Below are 22,322 nucleotides of genomic sequence, written 5' to 3'. Positions count from 1 at the left end.
AAAAAGCCTCAAAGAGGCTTTTTAAAAATTATCTATGGATAGTCTGTGTTCTATCTGGACCTACACTTACCACTTTGATAGGAATTTCTAATTCTTTTTCAAGGAAGTCGATGTATTTATTTAATTCTGCAGGGAATTGAGAAGGATCAGTCATTTTTGTTAAATCCTCTTTCCAACAAGGAAATTCAGTATAGATAGGAGTTACATTTTCGGCCTCGATATTATATGGTAAATGATGGATGGTTTCACCTTTATATTCATAACCAGTACAAACCTGTAAACTATCAAATCCAGACAGTACATCGCCTTTCATCATCATTAATTGTGTAACGCCATTAATCTGACAAGTGTACTTAAGAGCAATAAGGTCCAGCCATCCACAACGACGTGGTCTACCTGTAACGGCACCAAATTCATGACCTACTTTAGCCATTTCGGCACCTACCTCATCAAACAACTCAGTAGGGAATGGTCCACTACCTACACGAGTAGTGTAAGCTTTAAAAATCCCATAAACTTCACCTATTTGGTTAGGTGCAACACCTAGTCCAGTACAGGCACCAGCAGCTGTGGTATTAGAAGAAGTTACAAATGGATATGTACCAAAGTCAATATCTAACAAAGAACCTTGAGCACCTTCTGCAAGTATTGTTTTTCCATTGCGTTGTGCGTTTTGGAAATATTCTTCTGAGTCGATGAATGTTAATTCTTTTAATCGCTCTACTGCTGTAAAGAATTCCTTCTCTAACTCGGCAAGGTCGTATTGAATTTGAACATCATGAAAACCTATTAATGCTTCATGCTTATTTGCTAGATTACGATACTTTTCCTTCCAGTTATCCTGTTCTAGATCACCTATACGCAAACCATTACGGCCTGTTTTATCCATATAAGTAGGTCCTATACCTTTAAGAGTCGAGCCTATTTTTGCTTTACCTTTAGATGTTTCAGATGCAGCATCTAGTAAACGATGTGTCGGTAAAATGATATGAGCTTTTCTTGAAATGATCAATTTACTCTTATAATCTATTTTAAATTGTTCTAGCCCATCTAGTTCTTGAACAAAAACTACCGGATCGATAACAACTCCATTACCTATAACATTGATAGCTTTGTCGTGAAAAATCCCAGAAGGAATCGTTCTTAAAACATGTTTAATACCATCAAATTCTAGAGTGTGTCCTGCGTTAGGTCCACCTTGAAATCTCGCGATGATATCATAGTCTGCAGTTAATACATCTACTATTTTTCCTTTTCCCTCATCGCCCCATTGAAGGCCGAGCAATAAATCTACTGCCATTAGTCTTGTTTTTCAGTTGTGTTTTTAAGGCCGTAAAAATATAAAGAATGATTGGTAATTGTAACATTAAAAATCTCTTCAATAGTCTTTTTTATTGACTCTATTCTCGGGTCACAAAATTCGATAACTTCACCGGTATCTGTAAGGATTACATGATCATGTTGTTTATCAAAAAATGACTTTTCATAATGTGATTGATTTTGACCAAATTGATGTCTTCTTACCAGACCGCTGGCTAATAATAATTCTATAGTATTATAAAGCGTGGCGCGACTTACACGATAGTTTTGATTCTTCATTTTTATGTATAATGACTCCACATCAAAATGGTCTTCACTAGCATAAATTTCATTCAAAATGGCATAACGTTCAGGTGTCTTGCGATGCTTATTATCGGTAAGAAATTGAGTGAATACATTCTTCACTATTTCCTGTTCGTTCTCTAGACTGTTAATAATTTTACTCATATTTTTTATACTCTCGTGACTTTATCAATCCCGTTAAGCTTATTTAAATTTTCCATTAATCTTATGAGCATATTTTTATGGGGAACCACAACAGTGATTTCTCCTTTAAAAATACCATCATTACTTGTAAAACTAATGTTTCTAATATTTACGTGCATGTTCTCAGAAATAACTCTGGTCACTTCTTGAACTAATCCCATGCGATCAATTCCTGTGAGTATTACGTCTGCACGATACTCTTGTTGACTAGAATCGATCCATTTTGCGCTCATAATACGATATGCAAATTTACTTTGCATACTAATAGCATTAGGACAATTATTTTTATGAACCTTAATTCCGTCTGTGACAGTTATGAATCCAAAGACAGAATCGCCTGGTAATGGATTACAACACTTTGAAAAAGAGTAATCTAGTTTTTGTTGATCTTTCCCAAAAACTAACTGGTCATAATTTTCTGTAACCTCTTCTTTATGAATATCAGGATTCTCCTTAGGCTTTCTTATTTTATTTTTGATAAAAGAATACAAGGCATTACTGCGACTGTTAGCATATTCTTTAATCATCTTATTATCTATGGTACCTAAACCTACACGATAAAATAAATCATGACTCGTTTTTAACTTAAAGAAGTTAACCATTTGATTAATAGACTTCTCGTCTAATGGAATCTTTAGTGATCGCAATTTTCTATTAAGAACTGCTTTACCTTCTAGAGCGATGTCTTTTTGATCATCCTTTAGAGCAGATTTAATTTTTTGCCTCGCTCGAGCAGTAGTGGCATAATCCAGCCAGTTTTTAGTCGGTTTTTGATTCTCTGATGTAATAATATCGACTTGATCACCACTATTTAATTCATGTGATAATGGTACTAATTTACCATTTACTCTCGCACCACGAGTTTTAAGTCCGACCTCTGTATGTATACTAAAAGCAAAATCTAATGGTGTAGCACCTTTAGGTAAAGATTTTAATTCACCCTTTGGAGTAAAAACAAAAATCTCTTTGCTATATAAATTAAGTTTAAATTCTTCTACAAAGTCAATCGCACTAGAATCTGCATTTTCTAGCGCGTCTTGCAATCTATTCAACCAGACATCTAGTCCATCTTCCTGATTACCTTGTTTATATTTATAATGCGCGGCATACCCTTTTTCGGCAATTTCGTGCATACGTTCACTACGTATTTGCACCTCAACCCAGCGTCCATCTGGTCCCATCACTGTAATGTGTAATGCTTCATAACCAGTAGACTTAGGACTACTGATCCAGTCTCGCAATCGCACAGGATTAGGCCTAAAATGATCTGTCACTATAGAATAAATCTTCCAGGCGAGAAACTTCTCATTTGCTCTATCGCTACGGAAAACAATACGCACAGCAAATTTATCATAGACTTCATCAAAAGATACGTTTTGCTTTAACATCTTGCGACGTATAGAGAAAACAGATTTAGGTCTACCTTTAATAGTGTATTCTAGTCCTTCCTTTTCTAAAGAGTCGTCTATAATAGCAGCAAAGTCTTCAATAAACTGATCTTGCTCTTCTTTTGATTCCTTTATAGATTTCTGTATGTCATTAAAAACATCAGGTTCTGTATATTTTAATCCTAGATCTTCTAGTTCTGTCTTAATATTATAAAGTCCTAATCTGTGAGCAATAGGAGCATAGATATACAAGGTTTCACTTGCAATTTTCACCTGTTTATAATCAGGCATACTGTCCATAGTTTGCATATTGTGCAAGCGGTCAGCTATTTTAATAATAATAACCCTAATGTCTTCATTAAGAGTTAGTAACATTTTACGGAAATTCTCTGCTTGTTGAGAGATGTCTGCATCTTTTTTAAGGTGTGCAATCTTTGTTAGGCCATCTACTATTTTTGCGATGGTAATACCGAATAGTCTTTCAATATCATCTAGCGTGTACTCTGTATCTTCCACCACATCGTGTAAAAGGGCAGCGGCTATTGCACTGGCGTCTAGACCTATTTGTTTTGCCACAATTTTTGCCACTGCAATAGGATGAAAAATATAAGCTTCTCCAGATTTGCGACGTTGTGGTGCATGCGCTTCAACAGCAATATCAAAAGCCTTTCTAATCAGCTTTTTATCTTCGTCTGTAAGCGTTTGGTAACTTATTTTAAGTAAGTCTTTATAGCCTTGCGCGATGCGTTTATTCTCTTCTAGAATTTCTAGTTCTGTCATATAGTAAAGTTACACTTCTCTTTTTAAAAGACAATGGTTTTAAGAGCAGATTGTTAGGTTTTTTGACGCTTTCGCGAAAGCGTAACCGAAATACTTTTCATTACTTTAAAAACATTAATTTTTCACACCTATCATTACCCCAAATCTTCCATCCATTTGCTCAATGCCGTTTGCAGGATCATAGATGCGAGAAACAAAGCCATCCAGATATAAGGCATTATTACAGCCATGCTGTAAGTAAAAAGTAGCTAAATCATAGAAGTTTATCTTTTCTCGAGAAATGACTAGCAATAAACGTCCATCTGGTAAAATGCCCACGGCATTGCGTATATGAACATTCTTAGAACCTTTATTAAAAGCGGGATGAATCATTCCATCTATAACTAGCATGGGACCAGATTGTGTCGCATTTTTAATATTACTCAAATCGGTAAGATCTTGTGTTGATGTCACCTTTGCTGTTCCGTCTTTAGTTAGGTAAAAAACGCCATTGGGCTGCAAGTAGAAATTACCATATCCAGTAGTTGTAGTATCTATTTGTTTATGAATAATTCCATTTTCTATATAAAGGCCTTGCGGTGAGTGGTCTTTAAGATACATCCCAGCATTCATGGCATAGATAAGGCTATCTCCATTCTGGTCGAGATGATTTTTAAGATTATTAAAGGTTTCAATCTTTTCCCCTTTATTATTTAACCAGTATAACTTTAGATTTTGTTTATTAAGGTCAATCACCTTGATATGAAAACGCTCATCTTCTATCGTTAAATCTTGAGCATTATGGCAAGAAGAGATGAAAAGTGTAGGTAATAATATGAAAAGGAAGTGTCTATAATTCATAGATGATAGATTTGAGTTTTAAAGGTATGAGATTGTAATAACAGATTTTTGAATTTGTTAATGTTTGTTAACGTTTTCATAGCATTTATGATAAGAACAGTAAGATGATATATTTTGTAGTCCTAAATTTTACTTTATCATAATCACATGAAAAAATCAGGCTTACTCATAGCAATGATGTTCCTTTTTGCGTTCTCTACATCTTGTAAGACAGCACAAAAGGCAGTTGCTGCAAAAACTGAATCAGAAAAAACCAGCAAGAAAAAACCAAAATTCAAATCCTACAGCAAGGTCATTACTACTGATGCGATAACCGATGATGGATTGTTTAAAACACATCAAGTAGACGACGATTTTTTCTATGAGATCCCTAACGACATGCTTGAAAAAGATATGTTATGGGTGACACGTATCGCGCAAATACCATCTAATCTAGGTGGTGGATATATGAATGCTGGTAGTAAAACAAATCAACAAGTAGTTGCATGGGAACGTTTTCAAAATAAGATCTTACTTAAGGTAAAGTCCTATAGTGAGGTAGCATTAGATTCTACAGCAGCGATAGGTAACTCTGTAAAGGTTAACAATTATGAGCCTATCATGTATGCGTTTGATATAGAAACTTTCAGTGCAGATTCTACTGCCACAGTTATCAATGTAACTAAATTTTTAAGTACTGATGTTCCCTCCATAAGTGGATTAAGTTCTCGATTAAGAAAGCAGTATAAGGTGAGAAGCTTAGATAAGAATCGCAGCTTTATCAATTCTGTAAAGTCATTTCCAGAGAATATAGAAGTAAAACAAGATTTTACTTTTACAGCGTCAGAGCCTCCATCTAACAGTTCTGTAGGTTCTATAAGTATGCAGGTAAATCAGTCGATGATTCTGTTACCAGAAGTCCCTATGCAACCTAGATTATTTGATCCTAGAGTAGGGTTTTTTACGGTAGATCAAATTGACTATTCTAGTAAAGCGTTAAAAGCAGATGAGAAAACCTATATACGTCGATGGAGATTAGAGCCTAAAGATCCAGAAGCTTATGCACGTGGAGAATTAGTAGAACCTATAAAGCCGATTATCTATTATCTAGATCCAGGTACACCAGAAAACTTAAAAGAATACATCAAACAAGGAATAGAGGACTGGCAAAAGCCTTTTGAAACCGCAGGATTTAAAAATGCGATTATCGCGAGAGATGCGCCTACACCAGAGGAAGATCCAGAGTTTAGCCCAGAAGATATTAGATACTCTGTAGTGAGATATGTAGCTAGTACAACACGTAATGCCGTAGGACCATCTGTAAGTGATCCACGTAGTGGAGAGATTATTGAAAGTGATATCATCTGGTATCACAATCACTTAAGATCTTATAGAAACAGATATCTATTAGAAACTGGAGCAGCTAATCCTAGCGCTCGTACTTTAGATACAGATACAGAAGAAATGGGTGAAATGATGCGCCAGGTAATCGCTCATGAAGTAGGACATGCATTAGGTTTTCCTCACAATATGGCTGCTAGTTATGCATATGATGTAGAGGATTATAGAAACGGTGCCTTTACTCAAGAAAACGGTATCGCGGCTAGTTTAATGGATTATGCTCGTTATAACTATATCGCACAACCTGGTGATGAGAATATCAGGTTTGTACGTCAGATGGGACCTTATGATCATTATGCAACTAATTGGGGTTATCGTGTGATTCCTGAAGCTGCATCTCCAGAAGATGAAGTGGCTACTTTAAATAGTTGGATCATGGAAAAAGCTGGTGATCCTACATATAAGTTTGGTCGTCAGAGCAGCCGTTTTGATCCACAATCTCAAACAGAAGCGATAGGTAACGATCCTATTAAAGCGAGTACTTATGGAATGAAAAACTTGAAATACGTAGCGCAAAATTTACCTTCATGGACGTCTAATCAAACAGATAATTATGACGATTTACAAGAATTGTATGGTGAGTTACTAGGCGTGTATTCTAGATATGCTGGTCATGTAGTGACTAATGTCGGTGGCGTTAATGAAGATCTTAAAAAACCATCACAGTCTGGAACTGTTTATAGTACGGTAGATAAAAAGACCCAAAAAGAATCGGTTCAATGGGTTATAGATAATGTCTTTGATACACCTAGCTGGCTAGTTGATAAAAATATCGTTCAAAATATAGCGCCTCAAGGTTACTTTGAAAGGTTAAGATCGATACAAGCTCGCCAATTAAATAGTTTATTGAGCTTTGATCGCATCGGTAGATTAATTAATTCTGAAACTGTAGATACTAATTATTACACGGCACTAGAAATGCTTCAAGATGTTAGAAAGGGAATCTTTTCAAAATCTACTACAGATATCTATAAGAGAAATCTACAAAGAGTTTATATCGATCGACTAGCTTACCTTATGACAGAAAACTCTACTCGTAGTTCTTATAATATCCCACAAAGTGATGTAAGAGCATTAGTAAGAGGTGAATTAAGCACCTTACAATCTACCCTAAGCAGTAAGAGAAATTCAGCATCTAATCAGGTCAATAAATACCATTATGAAGATTTGCTAGCTCGAGTTGATTTAATATTGAATCCTAGATAAAGTAAGTTGATTTCATATTTTAAAAAGCAGTCTGAGAAGGCTGCTTTTTTTGTTTCCGCTTTCGCGAAAGCGGAAACATTACAGATCTTGCGGTAGTTGCTTAGTATTTAAACGATGAAAAAGATATGCGGCTATTAATCCTACTAAAGCAAATATAGCAAGCATTAGAAACACCTTTTGAAAACCTAGCGCGCCAGGTGAATCGTCTAATAGTATTCCCATTGCCGGACCCATAAATATATCTGGCGTATAGCCTATTAATGATATAAGTCCTACCGCAGTACCGGTAACGGCCATAGGTATTTTTCCTTCTTGTATGGCAGAGAAGTACAGCGTTCTAAAAGCATATACTCCTGTAGCAACTGTTATTATTGTAAAACCAAAAAGAATCGTGGTATGAGCCTCTATAAAACCTAATGCAAATATTAACGCTCCTATGATGGTAATTGCAAAGCTGATGATCATCATTAATGAAGATCGAGTTTTGTCTGCCAGTAGTCCTATGATGATACCGATGATGATACGTATGCCCAGTAAATTACTACCTATAGCGGCAGCATCTGTTTCATTATATCCCATGACTTCATTAGCATATTGAGAATAAATATCTGTGATTTTATAACCAGTATAAGCACACAGTATAATAATCATCAATAACCAAACTGAAGGTAGTTGAAGTACTTTAAGATAATTGTTGAAGACCTGACGGGTAGATATTATTCTTGGACTACCAGTTTGCTGATTGGGATTATCTTTTAATACGATGATCAATAAAACTCCTATTAAAGTGATGATGATAGAACAAATAAGAACGACGTATCGATATGCTTCTTTACGTTCTAGTAAGCTAGAAACTTCGATCTCATTTACTAATAGTATTGAAAAAATAAGAATACCTAACCATCCAAAGGCAAACGAAACTAAACCACGACCACCATCCAGTAGTCCAAAGGCGATACCTTGTCGGTGTTGTCCACCCCAAACTCTGGTCGCTTTAATCATTGCTGCCCAGAAGAGGAAAATAGTCGTAAAACCCCAGTAACCATAAAGAATGCTTAGTCCTAAATATGACGGATATGTAGACATGTATATTCCACCTAACGCCGTTAGAAATAAAGAGAAAGCCATTAAGTAGCGTGGTTGAAATTTATCTGCCAAGCTACCGCCCAATAGGTATGAGATAAAAGCCACGATGCCATAAACTGAAAAACAAGCTCCTAATTCTAAATTGCTAAGTTCAAATAGGTCTAGTACCGTAGGTCTAAAGATGCGAGCTAGTACAAAGGGTAGAATAAAATTTGCTTCTCCAGCAAGAATGAGGAGAATGATATTGAATGATTTTTGTCTTTTACTTAAAATGCTATTACGATTTGAAGTAAATGTAATAAATAGATATCACAGAATATAGGCCATAAAAAAAGGCTGCCTATTAAAGCAGCCCTTTCATAAATTATGAAACGATTTAAATCGTGATAGACTTGTAAAAGGTCTTCCCAGCAGATTTCATTACAATGAAGTATTCACCTTTTTTATCAGAAGATAATTGGTAAATTCTATTCAACACCGCAGCGTCTGATATCTCATCTTCATGGATTAAACTGTCATTATAGTAAATCTGTACATCTAATACTTCATCGCTAGAAGCTAATTGTGATATTAGAATTTGATTGTTTTTTTGCATTGCAATAGGTTTATAGAACACATTCTCTGTTGAGAAAGTTACAATACCATTGTTAACATTAAATTGTTGACTTAATAGCTGACTGTCTTTATCTAGCTCAATTCTATAAGTTCCATTTTCTAGAGAGGTTAAATCAAACTGCTGTTTATAATTACCATTTAATTGTATCGTCTCGCTATAAAGAGTTGCCTCTGTCGCATCTTTAATAGTCAGTAAATGACCTTTCTTCACATTGTTAAACTGTACGGTAGTTACATTTGTTGCAGGTACAGTGTTTGTCAATTTCGTCGCATAGCTTGTTAACGTCGTTAACATAAGGGCTATAATTAATAAATTTTTCATTGTTTTCATCTTTTTATATTTTAATGATGATTTACATGACAAATTTAAAGTGCTATGCACGCTTAGAAAACAACAGATTTGACTATGTTGTATGCTATATTAACTCTTTAGACCAAACTATAACGTTTTCGTATTAAAATAACATATAATTAAGAAATTTAGCCCGACCTTTGTGATGTTAAATAGAAGTCATATGTTACTTAAAAAGCCCACTTTAAAGAAAGTTAATCCAGATTTTGGGAATTCTATTTTTGTTCAAAAAAGTACAACAGAACGTAGTGAACTAAAACCTTTCTGGCATTTTCATCCCGAGATTGAATTAGTATACGTTAATGAAGGTCAAGGAAAACGCCATATAGGAAACCACATGTCCTACTATAATGACAGTCAATTGTTATTGATAGGTTCTATGTTACCACATATAGGATATACAGACAGACCTAACCATGGATCTGAATTACTCGTGCAGTTCTTACCTAATTTTTTAGGGGACGGCTTTTTTAATGTTCCAGAGATGGAACCAATTAAACACCTATTTGAAAGAGCAAAGAACGGTTTGCTTTTTAAACAACAAACTCAAGAGCAGTTAGGAGATCAAATCCATAAGTTACACGAGTTGAAAGGATTTGCTAGAACATTATTATTGCTAGATATATTAAATGAACTGGCCATTACTGATGATTATGAAATCTTAAATGCAGAGAGTTTTACCTTTGAGACTGAATTGCAAGACAATTCTAAAACCGAAATCATTTATAAATACATCAATCAAAATTTTCAAAACCACATACCGTTAGAGGAAATTGCTAGTCAGGTAAGTATGACCGTGCCGGCTTTTTGTCGCTATTTTAAAAAGACATCTGGTAAAACGTTTACTAAAATTGTAAATGAGTATAGGGTAGTGCATGCTACAAAGCTATTGTCAGAAACACAACTAAGTATAACCGATATCTGTTTTGATTGTGGATTTAACAACTTCTCACACTTTAATAAAATATTTAAAGAGTTTACTGGTAAAAGCGCCAGTAAATATCGACAAGAGCTCAAGCAAATACTTCAATAGCATATGATATCGCTTTTAGTGATTCTATATTTAAATCATTTTAATTTTAACGATTAATAGGTTCAGTTGTTAATAGACCTATAATAGCTCGTTAATTTATCGCTCATATAGTGACTATTCTCATTTATTTAACGGGATAGCTTATCGTGCAGCTCTATATTTAAATAAAAAACAATGAGCGATAAAATCACAACCATAAACCCAGCAACCGGAAAAGATATCAAGTCATATGACTTAATGACTGAAGAGCAAACCTTGCAAGCTGTAGAGAATTGCCATAAAGCTTTTAAAAACTGGAAAGCGACGCCTATTGAAGAAAGAGGTAAGATTATAAAGAAAATAGGAGAGAAGCTTAAAGAGCATCAAGAAGAGTTTGCGCAATTGATGACAGAAGAAATGGGGAAACTCTTTAAACATGGTAAGCAAGAATTAGATCTGTGTGCCGGTATTTGTGAATATACTGCTGCAACTGGAGCAAAAGAATTGGCAAATGAAGAAAAGGAGCTGCAAAATGGCGGAAAAGGAATTGTCTCTTATGACCCAATAGGTGTTATTTATGGTATACAACCATGGAATTACCCAGCATATCAAGTGGTTCGATATTCGATTGTAAACCTGATGGCCGGTAATAGTATTTTATTAAAGCATGCTGGTAATGTAACGGGTAGTGCCTTAAAACTAAAAGAGATTTATGAAGAAGCTGGATTACCTAAAGATCTATTCACAGTATTGATTATCGATCATGATGTCAGTGAGAAAGTAATAGAGCACGATTTAGTACGTGGTGTCACTTTTACAGGTAGTTCAAGTGGTGGAAGCAAGATCGGTGAGCAAGCAGGTAAAAATATTAAAAAGACCGTATTAGAACTAGGTAGTAATGATGCTTATATCGTCCTTGAAGATGCAGATATTGAACTAGCTGTAAAAACTTGTACACGTGGTCGTATCTATAATAATGGTGAGACCTGTATCGCTGCAAAAAGATTTATAGTCGTAGATGCTGTTTATGAAGAATTCAAAAAAGGCTTTGTAGAGCGCATGAGTAATATCAAACATGGAGATCCTATGGATGAAAATTCACAATTAGGACCTATGGCTAGAAAAGACTTGAGAGAAAAAATCCATAATCAAGTACAAGAAAGTATAGAAAATGGTGCTGAGGTATTGTGCGGTGGAGAAATACCAGATGGTGATGGTTATTATTATCCATCTACCGTATTAGGCAATGTAACTCCAGGACAACCGGCTTATGATGACGAGCTATTTGGACCAGTTGCGTCTTTAATAAAAGCAAAGGATCAAGATGATGCCATGCGCATTGCAAATGACAGTCGTTTTGGACTCGGTGGCGGAATCTTCTCTAAAGATGAAGATAAAGCCGTTGAATTAGCACAAAATCATTTTGATACAGGAATGGTATTCATCAACTCCTTTGGACTAGCTCAAGTAGATATGCCATTTGGTGGAGTAAAAGATTCTGGTTTTGGTAGAGAACATGGCGGCTTTGGTATTAAAGAATTTGTAAACGTAAAAGGGATCAGTATTTTATAATATTGATATAACATCAGATATAGAAAAAACCACTGTGAGAGCAGTGGTTTTTTTGTTTTATTTATTTCGCTTTCGCGAAAGCGTAATCACAGTTACTTCATTGCAGTAACTTAGTAAAGTGCTAGTTTAACAACAATGCTGAGGTCTCAAAATTCACATAAAGAAAGACGAAGCAATCAACCTATCTATACCTTGAACCCAGAATGATAATGGTTGTTATTAAGGAAGATATAGCGTTGTTTTTAACTCATTTGTTTGCTATAGACCGTTTTCTTTTTTCCAATCGGTTTTTAAATACTTCAAAGCATCTTCCAAAGCTTTTCTTGATGATTTTGGGTTGTAACCTAATTCTTTTCTAGATTTACTAATATCATAATCTTGATTTAAACCATAAAACATATCTAAATAATGTCTCTGTAATAAAGGTTCTTTACCTGAAAGTTTACTGCTAAATTCCATTAAACCAGCAACAGAGTACAATAAACATTTTGGCACTTTTTTAGGCATTTTTAATTTTAATTCAGGATATAATTCCGATGCTATTTTCACTGTTTCTTGTAACGTAGTGTGTTGTTCGTTTGATAAGATATAGCGTTCTCTATTTCTACCTTTTTGCATAGCACTATATAGACCAGAAGCTACATCTTTTACATCTACCCAATTTAAAGTTACATTGGTGTCTACAGGTATTTCTCCATTTAAAACTTGCAATACCAAATTATTAGAATAACTTAATTTATATGCTTTATCACCAATCATAGCAGAAGGTAACACAAGAACAGTTCTAATATCATATTCTTCACCCAATTCTAATGCTAGCTTATCTGAATCATTTTTAGAGTTATAATACCAGTTTCTTCGGTCTTTATTATAACCATTATCAACATTTGCGGGCAATTTTGTAAAATCCAAGCTAGCTACTGAACTTACATAAACAATGTTTTTAACACCACATTCTTTTGCCATATCAAACACGTTTTGTGTTCCTTGCATGTTGTTGTCATAAATTTCCTCTTTTGGGTTTTTAGCCCACATACTGAAGTTTGCGGCAACTGCATATAAGTTGGTAACTCCTTGAAATGCTTTTTTAAGTGATGTCCTATCCATAAGATCTGCCTGTACCACTTCACAGTCTAAACCTTTAAAAGGGTCAGTGTTATTGATGTTTCTTACAGTAGTTCTTACTTTTTGGTTGTTGGAAAGTAAAAGTCTAATTAGGTTGTTTCCTAAATGTCCATTACCACCAGTTACTAATGAAATTTCTTCGCTCATAATCTTAAATTTTGTTTGAGCAAATTTCAATACCTCTTATCAGATTAAAAATAACATTTGTTAGAAAGTGATTTGTTTTCTGATCCGACTTAAAGATTGTGGTTCCATTCCTAGAAAAGAAGCGATATTATCAATAGATACATTCAAAGCTAATTTTGGATACTGATTTACAAATTTTAGATAACGTTCTTTACCAGTTAAGGTTTGAAAATCTTTAACACGTTCTAATTTGCAACTTAAATGTTCGTTGGTTACTTCTTTGACAAAGATTGCCCAAAAATTTGTTTCCTTTTGTAAAATGTCGAAATCAAGCTTCGATATTTTTATAACTCTGGACTCTGTGATTGTTTCATAATAATCTAATGATGGTGTTTCTGTCATAAAACTATCTAAGGATGTAAAAAAATCTTGTTCTGTTACAAGATGCTGCACAACAATTTTTCCTTCAATGTTTTGAAACCCTTTTACAATTCCGGTGTCTAAGAAATAAATATATCGTTCCACTTTTCCTGCTTCTAAAAGATTAGTTTGAGCAGGTATTTCTTCTGAAACAAAATATTTTTTGATTAGATCAATATCTTTTTGAGTTAAAAGAACTCTCGATTGTATGTAATTAATTAGATTTTCCATTTTGTTTTGTAATGGTATTTAACGACAATAGCACAAAGTGAGTGAGACGTTTTAACCGGTGCATGTAGACCCTTTAGGTAGTTCTTTTAAGAAGTAAAGTTACAGAAATTACCATACATATAAGTAGCGCTATAATTTCAAATTTATCGATACTAGAAAATTAAAAAAAGCTCTAGGATCAATGAATCGATTCTATGAGCCCTAGGATATGAGTGTATAAAATTAAAGAAGAGGTTGCTAATTTCTTTGTTGCTAGTAGATTTTATATATCGTATTTTAAAAATTCACCATTTTCATCAAAGAGAAAATTTCGTTTTCCTTCTTCTAATTCCTGTAGGATTTGCTCTCTATTTTCTACATCACCTATCATTGGTTCAACATAATATTTTAAAAATTGACCTGGTGATACGAAACGCTCTTCTTTATCTAATAAATAAAGTGTTTCTGGAACGGTAGATTTTATGTGGTATTCACCAAAATAATTAATAAAAGAACGATAGATAGGTCTTTCTTTTAAACTCAAATTGATAAAGTTTAAATGAGCAACTATTTCTCTTAATTGAAATGTGGATAGTGGTCCACTAATTTTTTTTATCTGCTCCTTAAATATTGTATAACCTGCACAAGAGTCATTTAATACTGAAACAATAGCGAATTCACCCAGTTGTAACATTATTGCTTTTCCTGCCTGATTATCTATAAAGTCAAAACCACCAAATCTATTAATTGGCATAGCTTGTAAAATAAATATTGTTCCATAAACAGTGCTATCTATTTTGGCTTTGGTGTAGTGGCTTCTCGCTATGCAATGGATATGGTGAATATCCTCCCAATAATAATCATCTGATAAAAATCCAGAATCGATTCTTGTATCTCGTTCTGTTAGTAATGTTTTGTCTTTTAAATGGGTTTTGAGAAATATTAGACTCAACCATCTAAATAAGAAATGAACGGTTTTTGGGTTATTTTTAATTTCTTCTACAATTTCGGAATATGATTTACCTAACAGTTCGCTAATTGGCTCTTCATAAGTTTTACCTAATTCAGTGTTACATTCTTTGCAACAAGGAACTTTATATTGACTATACTTGAATTTAGTGCCATTTGGTAGGGTTACATATTCATTATGAAGGTTGTATTTTCTTAAAATCCAATCTGGAATAATATGTTCATCATTAAATTCTTTAGAATCTGATTTTGCTCCACAAATGAAGCAACAGTCTCCATTAGCTATGTCATCTAAAAAATGCTGAAGTCCGAAGAAAACTATTTCTCCTTTTCCGTTGATTACTGTTCTACTTATGTTGGATTCTTTTTCCAAATTACTGACCACTAGTTTTATCAACCCAAATATACTCTTTATCTAAAAAAATAAACGGATAAGCCCTTACTTAAAAGCGACTTATCCGTTTCTCAAAAAGCTTAAAATATTACTTTTTACCCAACCACACACGAGCATTTACAAATGCTTCTAGCCATGGTGTTACTTCGTCATTCTTGCGGTCAGTAGGGTAGTGTGCCCAGTTCCATGAGAATGTAGATCGTTCTAGGTGTGGCATCATCACTAGGTGACGTCCATCTTCACTGTTCAACATCGCAGCGTTATAGTCAGATCCATTAGGATTTGCTGGATAACCTTCATAAGCATAGGTTGCAGGGATTTGGTAATCGCTGCGGTCTTTAGGTAAATGGAATTTTCCTTCTCCGTGTGCCGCCCATATTCCTAGTTTGCTACCTTCTAGAGATTGTAACATAATAGAATTGTTTTTGGCAATTTCTACACTGGTGAAATTACATTCAAACTTACCACTAGCGTTGTGCAACATCTTAGGCTTTTCGTCATGATCTGGATTGATTAATCCTAGCTCTACAAAGAGTTGGCAACCGTTACAAACACCTATACTCATGGTGTCTGGTCTTGCAAAGAAGTTCTTTAAAGCTGTGTTCGCTTTCTCATTGTATAAGAAGGCACCAGCCCAACCTTTGGCACTTCCCAATACATCACTGTTGGAGAATCCACCTACTGCGGCTATGAATTGTACATCTTCTAGTGTCTCACGTCCAGCAATTAAGTCGGTCATGTGGACATCGATAACTTCAAATCCTGCGAGGTACATGGCGCGTGCCATTTCTCTTTCAGAATTACTTCCTTTTTCACGTATTACCGCTGCTTTGATGCGTTTTTGCGGCAATTCAGGCAGTTTTCCTGTAAAGTGCGCTGGAAAGTTTAATTCTAGTGGTTGCTCTACATAGTTCACCGCACGCTCATCGGCCATGCCGTTAAACGATTGTTGTTGATCTAGTAGTCGTGAGGTTTCATACCACACATCACGCATATCATCTACATCAATGATATGATCGTTAATGTCTAGTACAGCCTCATCAATCGCGTGACCTATTTTATAGAAAGGTACTTCGGCTTTTAACAGCTCGCTTTCCACACTTTCATCGGTTACTTGTAATACGATTCCAGCATTTTCTGCAAAAAGGACTTTTACCATATCATGGCCTACACCGCTCAGGTCTAGATCCATTCCTACACCTAATGATGGGAAACACATCTCTAGTAATGTGGTGATCAATCCACCACTAGCAACATCGTGTCCTGCGAGCACTTTGCCTTGTTTTATTAAATTTTGTATTGCGGTAAACGCTTTCGCGAAAGCGTCACTATTCACAATCGTCGGGCATTCATCACCTATCGTGTTGCGCGTTTGTGCAAAACTAGATCCACCTAATTTGTGGTCATCGCCACTCATGTTGATGTAGTAAATAGGTGCGTTTTCATCACGTTGTAGTACAGGCTCAACGACTTTAGAAATATCATCACAAGACCCAACGGTACTGATGATCACCGTTCCTGGAGCAAGCACATCCATATCTGGATATTTTTGCTTCATAGAAAGACTGTCCTTACCAGTAGGAATGTTGATTCCTAATTCAATGGCAAAATCACTAACGGCTTTTACAGCACTGTATAAACGGGCATCTTCACCAGGATTGTTACATGGCCACATCCAGTTAGCACTTAGACTCACGCCTTTTAGACCTTTTTCTAATGGCGCAAATACCAGATTAGTAAGCGACTCTGCAATGGCATTGCGAGAACCAGCAGCTGGATCGATTAATGCGGCAACTGGTGCGTGACCTATCGTGGTCGCCACTCCATTTTTACCATTATAATCCATCGCCATAACACCGACGTTATTTAGTGGTAATTGTAGTTCACCACAAGTTTGTTGTTTGGCCACACGACCAGTCACACAGCGATCTACTTTATTAGTCAACCAGTCTTTACAGGCAACCGCTTCTAGTTGTAATACCTGGTAGAGGTAAAGGTTAAAATCTTTACCATCATAAGTTACTGGTGCATAGGTACGTTTGATGGTTTTATCATCCATAATGGTTTTAGGACTAGACCCGAACATGTCTTCTAGTGCCAGATCCATAGGACTGCGACCATCTTTTTCACTAAAGGTGAATTTATTATCTCCTGTAACTTTACCTACTTTATATAATGGTGCACGTTCACGAGCAGCAATTTCTTCTAACACAGGTGTGTCTTTTGTATCCATCACTAATCCCATACGTTCTTGAGACTCGTTACCGATCAACTCTTTGCGAGATAGTGTAGGATCACCTACCGGTAAGGCATCTACATCGATGACACCACCAGTTTCTTCTACCAGTTCTGACAGACAGTTTAAGTGTCCACCAGCACCATGATCGTGAATAGACTTTATAGGATTGTTATCACTTTCTACCAGTCCACGTATCGCGTTTGCAGCACGTTTTTGCATTTCTGGATTAGAGCGTTGTACAGCGTTTAATTCTAGACCCGAATCTAGTGCGCCAGTGTCTGCACTACTTACGGCAGCACCACCCATTCCTATTCTATAATTATCTCCACCCATAACGATGATGTCATCGCCTGCGTCTGGAGTTTTCTTTAAGGCTTGTTCTTTCTTTCCATAACCTATACCACCAGCTTGCATGATGACTTTATCAAAACCTAAGTTTTGATCACCTTCTTGATGTTCAAATGTCAATACAGAACCTGTGATTAACGGTTGGCCAAATTTGTTACCAAAATCACTCGCACCATTAGATGCTTTGATTAAGATATCCATAGGTGTTTGATATAACCACTTGCGTGCTTCAAAATTGTTTTCCCATGGTCGTTCTTCATTTAATCTCGAGTAACTGGTCATATAAACCGCTGTTCCTGCAAGTGGTAAAGAACCTTGTCCACCAGCAAGACGATCACGTATTTCTCCACCAGAACCGGTTGCAGCACCATTGAAAGGCTCTACAGTAGTAGGGAAGTTGTGTGTTTCTGCTTTTAATGATATTACCGAATCAAAAAGACTGGTCTGATATACGTCTGGTTTATTGGCTGTTTTAGGAGCAAATTGTTCAGCTTGTGGACCTTCTACAAAGGCTACGTTATCAGAGTAAGCACTCACGATACCATTAGGCCAGCGCTTAGATGTTTCTTTAATCAATTTGAATAGGGAAGTAGGCATCTCTTCACCATCGATAATAAAAGTACCGTTGAAGATTTTATGACGACAGTGCTCACTATTTACTTGAGAGAAACCGAAAACCTCACTGTCTGTAAGCTTACGATCTAGTTTTTCAGAAAGCTGGATCAGGTAATCGATCTCATCATCGCTTAGCGACAATCCTTCTTGCATGTTATAAGCAGCGATATCATCTATCTCTAAAACACCATCTGCAGTTACATTAATATCAAATTGTGACTGGTTAAGACCGTCAAATTTTTGCAATAACATTTTATCATACGGTGAGCTTTCCTCACAAGTATGGAATTGTTCTATTCTTAGAATTCCTTTAATTTCCATGTTTTGGGTGATTTCTACAGCATTTGTAGACCATGGAGTAATGGTTGTTGCACGTGGTCCCGTAAAGAATCCCGATAAAGCATCGGCTTCTAGTTTTGGAGCATCGGCAAAAAGCCATTGTAATTTTTGATCATCTTCTGCAGAGATCGGTGCTTGGGTTTGTACTGCGTAAACTGACTTGGACGGATTTCCGTAAAAATGAATCATTATGAGCGCTTTTATGGGCTATTGCAAAGATACTTTTTTAGGACTTTATTTTTAGGGTTTCCGCATTCGCGAAAGCGTAATTATTAACGACTTGTTTACAATACAGTAATCTGTTTTATTTAAATATCTTTGACCGCTATGAGGCTACTGAAACTGTACAATGTTTTCTGTTTATTATTAACCATTTCCCTATTAACCAGTTGTGGTTATAGCACTACAGAAGATGATAAATATCCCGATATGGCTGAATTTCCTGAAGTTGACGGAACAGGAATTGAACTAGAGAAATATCACATTAATTTTGAAGAAGTATATGTCATAGGTGATGATCTATTGGGAATTTCATTTAAAGAAAAAGAGATTTATGCAGTACGAATGGACCAGTCATTTGACAAACTGGATTCTGTAAAAATCAGCGAGTATTACTACGTATCACCAGACGGATTTGTTTATTTTAAAAAAGAAGATGATAGAATTGCTAAAGTGCACTATCTAGAAAAAAGGTTTCAAGATTTAGATGTTCATCCTTTTTTTAAAGAAAGATTTTATGAGTCAAAGCTTGCAGAACTAGCACCGCAATATGATTTTGAAGTGATGGAAAGAGCTACTGAAAAAGGTAAAGATTCTGTTAGAGAAATCGCTGCCCAGCACCATTATGACCAGATTAAAAATCGAGTAATTCCTGATATAACAAGCTATCACACATTGGATAATGATGCTTACTTAAGTAACGGCTATGTAAAACTAGGTGGCTTAATTATTCAAACGCAGGATGGTGATTTTTATATTCCTAAAGATATCAAAGCGCATCGATGGCATGATGAATTTAAATCAAGAATAGACTGGTTTAGATTGCTTGAAGATATTGATCAATTACCAGCAGTTGAAAAGTTCAGTACTTCTAACCACACATCTGTAGATTATTTAACGCTGTTTGATCAAGCGGTTATAGAAAATAGAGGCTCCGGTAATCACTATGTTTTTGGTTTTTATCCGGTAACCTATGATTATTATACTCTTGAATTCAACGGCAAAACGGCAAAGTTTAAATCCTATGATAGTGTGATGAGCGCATTTCAAAGTCCAGATGGTCGCACGGTGATTATATATGATAAACAAAAAGGCTGGTATCGTGTGAGACCATTGTAATATCCATGGCAATTTAAGGCGTGTACCACGATCAGTTTATCCATAAAAAAAGAGCTTCAATCTAATTGAAGCTCTTTTTTATGAGGTATGTGAATTGCAATTACCTTACGATAACTTTAAAGGTTTTGCTTTGTCCTTGAGACATTACGTTCACAAAATAGATACCTGTATGATTGATAATTAAACCATCATTATTTGAGTAGTTGCTTTTAATTCTTCTTCCTGAAACGTCATAAACGGTTACATCTTCTATCAACTCATCATTATTAAAACGAAAGACACCATTGGATGGATTAGGATATATAGTTAAGTTGATGAATGCATTATCCTCTAAACTAGCAGTACTTCCATAGGTGTGAGTACCTAAATCGCTAGAAGTATCTTGTGTGAAAACATCCCATTCGCCTACTTTATCAAATACGGTATTAGGACCAGTCACACTAGCTTTGCGCACTAGAGTTTGGTCTTTTTCAGAGTCGGCGCTGCTATTAGGATCTCCAACTACATCTAGTAATACTCCAGCTCTAAACAATCCTACGGCATCGTTACCATTAAAGTTCATAGGAGCGCTACTAACAGCTTCATCAGATTGAGCTATAATGTTAGAATCACTAGCTTGGCTATTTGTTACAACATAAACATCTTGATCAGCCAGTGTGCCCATTAATGCTCTAGGACTAGCCCAGCTACCACTACCATTAGTGCTTATTTGCAAGGTGTAATTAGATAAATCTACAGACGCACCTGTAAAGTTTGCGATTTCAATAGCTTTATTGTTACCACTACCTTCTATATATTCTGATATGAACAAGTCACCAGCAACACCAGAACCACCATTAGGGTAGGTCACGATGGTAAAATCATCTGGTAGATTATCACCGTCAGAATCGTTATTCGTAAAGTTGTTAGGATCATCACTTGCTACATTCAAAGTACCGTTAGTTCCGGTGGCGTTATAATCTGCTGCGAGTAATAATTGGTTGGTGATGCAACCACAACTATTGGTAGCATCTGCAGCGGTTAGTACGTAGGTAAATGTACCAAATGGATTACTTAAGGACTGTCCAGCAGCAAGACTAGCCACTTGATTACCAGGATTAAATATTCCTAGTGGCGACGTAGCTCTTAAATTATAAAGTGTTGTTGTACCAATGTTTGCGATATCATAAGTATATTGAATTTCATCACCAGCATCAACAATAGTATTTCCATTGATGTCCACATAAGTACCCGATAGAGTAGGGAATAAAGTTCCGCTACCAGAACCACCAGTTCCACTCCATATCATTGCTACATATTGTGGATTATCTATATAAGGATTTCTATTACCTTGAAAATTATAAATCTCATTATTACGTTCCACCTCACGTGGACTAACAGGATCTTGTGCATGCCAGATCAACATTTGATCGATAAACCATTGTTCGTACCAGCGATTTTGTGACCCATCACGTGGATCATAGTTTGAGGCATTAGGATTATCCCATGAGGAATCATTGTAGCTATCTTCATAACGAGTGGCAAAGTATAACATCATACGAGCCACATCGCCTTTAAACTCATCAATAGGTTCAAAAACTCGATCGGTATAACCTGGTGATATGGAATTTCCCCATTTACTACCGTTAGCATAAGTAGTTTGAGCTGTTCCTACTTCTCCAAAAGGGTAATTAGCACGTCCATTATTTACAAACCCGTCTGTAGGAATCACATGGTGCGCATCATGACGTGGAGTAGGATTTGCAGAGCTATTAAAAAATCCTTGCGGAAAAATATGTTCTCTGTTATAACATAATCCTTCTTGTGTAATACTAACACCGCTACAGTCCTGTGTCAATCCAAAGTTATAAGAGTCTGCACCTGCAGGATTTTCAGAATAAATATCTAGAATGGTATTGGTTTGCGTTCCGTTATCATAGTAATCGTCATTATCTGATGTTGCATATAAAGTATATAGTGCATCATAACTTTGAGGATTATGGCCTGCAGTGATAATATTTTTTAATTCTGTCTTAAGCGGATAACCGGTTAACCCATTTGCAGTGTTATAATAGCCAGTAGGAATCTGTCCTAAAGCCGTAAAGCTTATAAATAGGATAAAGAAAACAAGGTTTTTCATATAATAGGGATTATAGTAGCGTCGTGACGATACTTTATAATTG

Annotated in this window: 15 protein-coding genes; 4 read left to right on the top strand and 11 right to left on the bottom strand. The window is 35.7% G+C overall.

Features of this window, described 5'->3' with window-relative positions:
• Positions 1–28: 28 nt before the first annotated feature.
• The 4 genes from ACJJVI_RS12415 to ACJJVI_RS12400 form a co-directional block, all read right to left on the bottom strand.
• On the bottom strand, positions 29–1,300 hold the full coding sequence (locus ACJJVI_RS12415) for an adenylosuccinate synthase (RefSeq protein WP_317291270.1): 1,272 nt from the start codon (positions 1,298–1,300) through the stop codon (positions 29–31).
• Positions 1,300–1,767, bottom strand: a complete 468-nt coding sequence (locus tag ACJJVI_RS12410; protein WP_036580631.1) for a Fur family transcriptional regulator — start codon at positions 1,765–1,767, stop codon at positions 1,300–1,302. The genes ACJJVI_RS12415 and ACJJVI_RS12410 overlap by 1 nt, the downstream gene beginning before the upstream one ends.
• 5 nt (positions 1,768–1,772) lie before the next feature.
• Positions 1,773–3,974 carry a bifunctional (p)ppGpp synthetase/guanosine-3',5'-bis(diphosphate) 3'-pyrophosphohydrolase gene (locus ACJJVI_RS12405; RefSeq protein WP_036580629.1) on the bottom strand — a complete coding sequence of 734 codons (2,202 nt, stop codon included), beginning with the start codon at positions 3,972–3,974 and terminating at the stop codon, positions 1,773–1,775.
• Positions 3,975–4,088: 114 nt separating this feature from the next.
• On the bottom strand, positions 4,089–4,814 hold the full coding sequence (locus tag ACJJVI_RS12400) for a phosphodiester glycosidase family protein (RefSeq protein WP_405352213.1): 726 nt from the start codon (positions 4,812–4,814) through the stop codon (positions 4,089–4,091).
• Between the two features lie 147 nt (positions 4,815–4,961).
• Here ACJJVI_RS12400 and ACJJVI_RS12395 point away from each other — a divergent pair, with 147 nt between their 5' ends.
• Positions 4,962–7,400 (top strand): zinc-dependent metalloprotease, encoded by a 2,439-nt coding sequence (locus ACJJVI_RS12395; protein WP_405352212.1) that lies wholly within the window; start codon positions 4,962–4,964, stop codon positions 7,398–7,400.
• 78 nt (positions 7,401–7,478) lie between these two features.
• On the opposite strand, the gene ACJJVI_RS12390 is transcribed toward ACJJVI_RS12395, so the two are convergent.
• Both ACJJVI_RS12390 and ACJJVI_RS12385 read right to left on the bottom strand, forming a co-directional pair.
• Positions 7,479–8,669, bottom strand: coding sequence for a nitrate/nitrite transporter (locus ACJJVI_RS12390; RefSeq protein WP_405352621.1), 1,191 nt, complete (start codon positions 8,667–8,669; stop codon positions 7,479–7,481).
• Between the two features lie 193 nt (positions 8,670–8,862).
• Positions 8,863–9,423: a DUF3244 domain-containing protein gene (locus ACJJVI_RS12385; RefSeq protein ID WP_405352211.1), complete on the bottom strand. Its 561-nt coding sequence runs from the start codon at positions 9,421–9,423 to the stop codon at positions 8,863–8,865.
• A 193-nt stretch (positions 9,424–9,616) separates the two neighbouring features.
• On the opposite strand from ACJJVI_RS12385, the gene ACJJVI_RS12380 reads away from it, so the two are divergent.
• Positions 9,617–10,486, top strand: a complete 870-nt coding sequence (locus ACJJVI_RS12380) for a helix-turn-helix domain-containing protein (RefSeq protein WP_405352210.1) — start codon at positions 9,617–9,619, stop codon at positions 10,484–10,486.
• 174 nt (positions 10,487–10,660) lie between these two features.
• Positions 10,661–12,037 carry an NAD-dependent succinate-semialdehyde dehydrogenase gene (locus tag ACJJVI_RS12375; protein ID WP_405352209.1) on the top strand — a complete coding sequence of 459 codons (1,377 nt, stop codon included), beginning with the start codon at positions 10,661–10,663 and terminating at the stop codon, positions 12,035–12,037.
• Positions 12,038–12,295: 258 nt separating this feature from the next.
• Here ACJJVI_RS12375 and ACJJVI_RS12370 read toward each other — a convergent pair whose 3' ends face one another.
• The 4 genes from ACJJVI_RS12370 to purL form a co-directional block, all read right to left on the bottom strand.
• Positions 12,296–13,309, bottom strand: coding sequence for an NAD-dependent epimerase/dehydratase family protein (locus ACJJVI_RS12370; protein ID WP_405352208.1), 1,014 nt, complete (start codon positions 13,307–13,309; stop codon positions 12,296–12,298).
• Between the two features lie 60 nt (positions 13,310–13,369).
• Positions 13,370–13,939: a Crp/Fnr family transcriptional regulator gene (locus ACJJVI_RS12365; protein WP_405352207.1), complete on the bottom strand. Its 570-nt coding sequence runs from the start codon at positions 13,937–13,939 to the stop codon at positions 13,370–13,372.
• A 262-nt stretch (positions 13,940–14,201) separates the two neighbouring features.
• Positions 14,202–15,260: a hypothetical protein gene (locus ACJJVI_RS12360; RefSeq protein ID WP_405352206.1), complete on the bottom strand. Its 1,059-nt coding sequence runs from the start codon at positions 15,258–15,260 to the stop codon at positions 14,202–14,204.
• A 109-nt stretch (positions 15,261–15,369) separates the two neighbouring features.
• Positions 15,370–19,011 (bottom strand): phosphoribosylformylglycinamidine synthase, encoded by a 3,642-nt coding sequence (purL, locus tag ACJJVI_RS12355; protein ID WP_405352204.1) that lies wholly within the window; start codon positions 19,009–19,011, stop codon positions 15,370–15,372.
• A 138-nt stretch (positions 19,012–19,149) separates the two neighbouring features.
• Here purL and ACJJVI_RS12350 point away from each other — a divergent pair, with 138 nt between their 5' ends.
• Entirely contained in the window at positions 19,150–20,160 is a 1,011-nt protein-coding gene (locus tag ACJJVI_RS12350; protein WP_405352202.1) for a hypothetical protein, read from the top strand.
• A 100-nt stretch (positions 20,161–20,260) separates the two neighbouring features.
• Here ACJJVI_RS12350 and ACJJVI_RS12345 read toward each other — a convergent pair whose 3' ends face one another.
• A complete protein-coding gene (locus tag ACJJVI_RS12345; RefSeq protein WP_405352200.1) occupies positions 20,261–22,279 on the bottom strand; it encodes an endonuclease in 2,019 nt (672 codons plus the stop codon).
• Positions 22,280–22,322 lie beyond the last annotated feature (43 nt).

Source organism: Nonlabens sp. Asnod3-H03 (genome assembly GCF_045063665.1).
Classification (GTDB): domain Bacteria; phylum Bacteroidota; class Bacteroidia; order Flavobacteriales; family Flavobacteriaceae; genus Nonlabens; species Nonlabens ulvanivorans.
The sequence above is the reverse complement of the archived record's forward strand: the minus strand, read 5'-3'. Positions and strand labels throughout refer to the sequence as shown.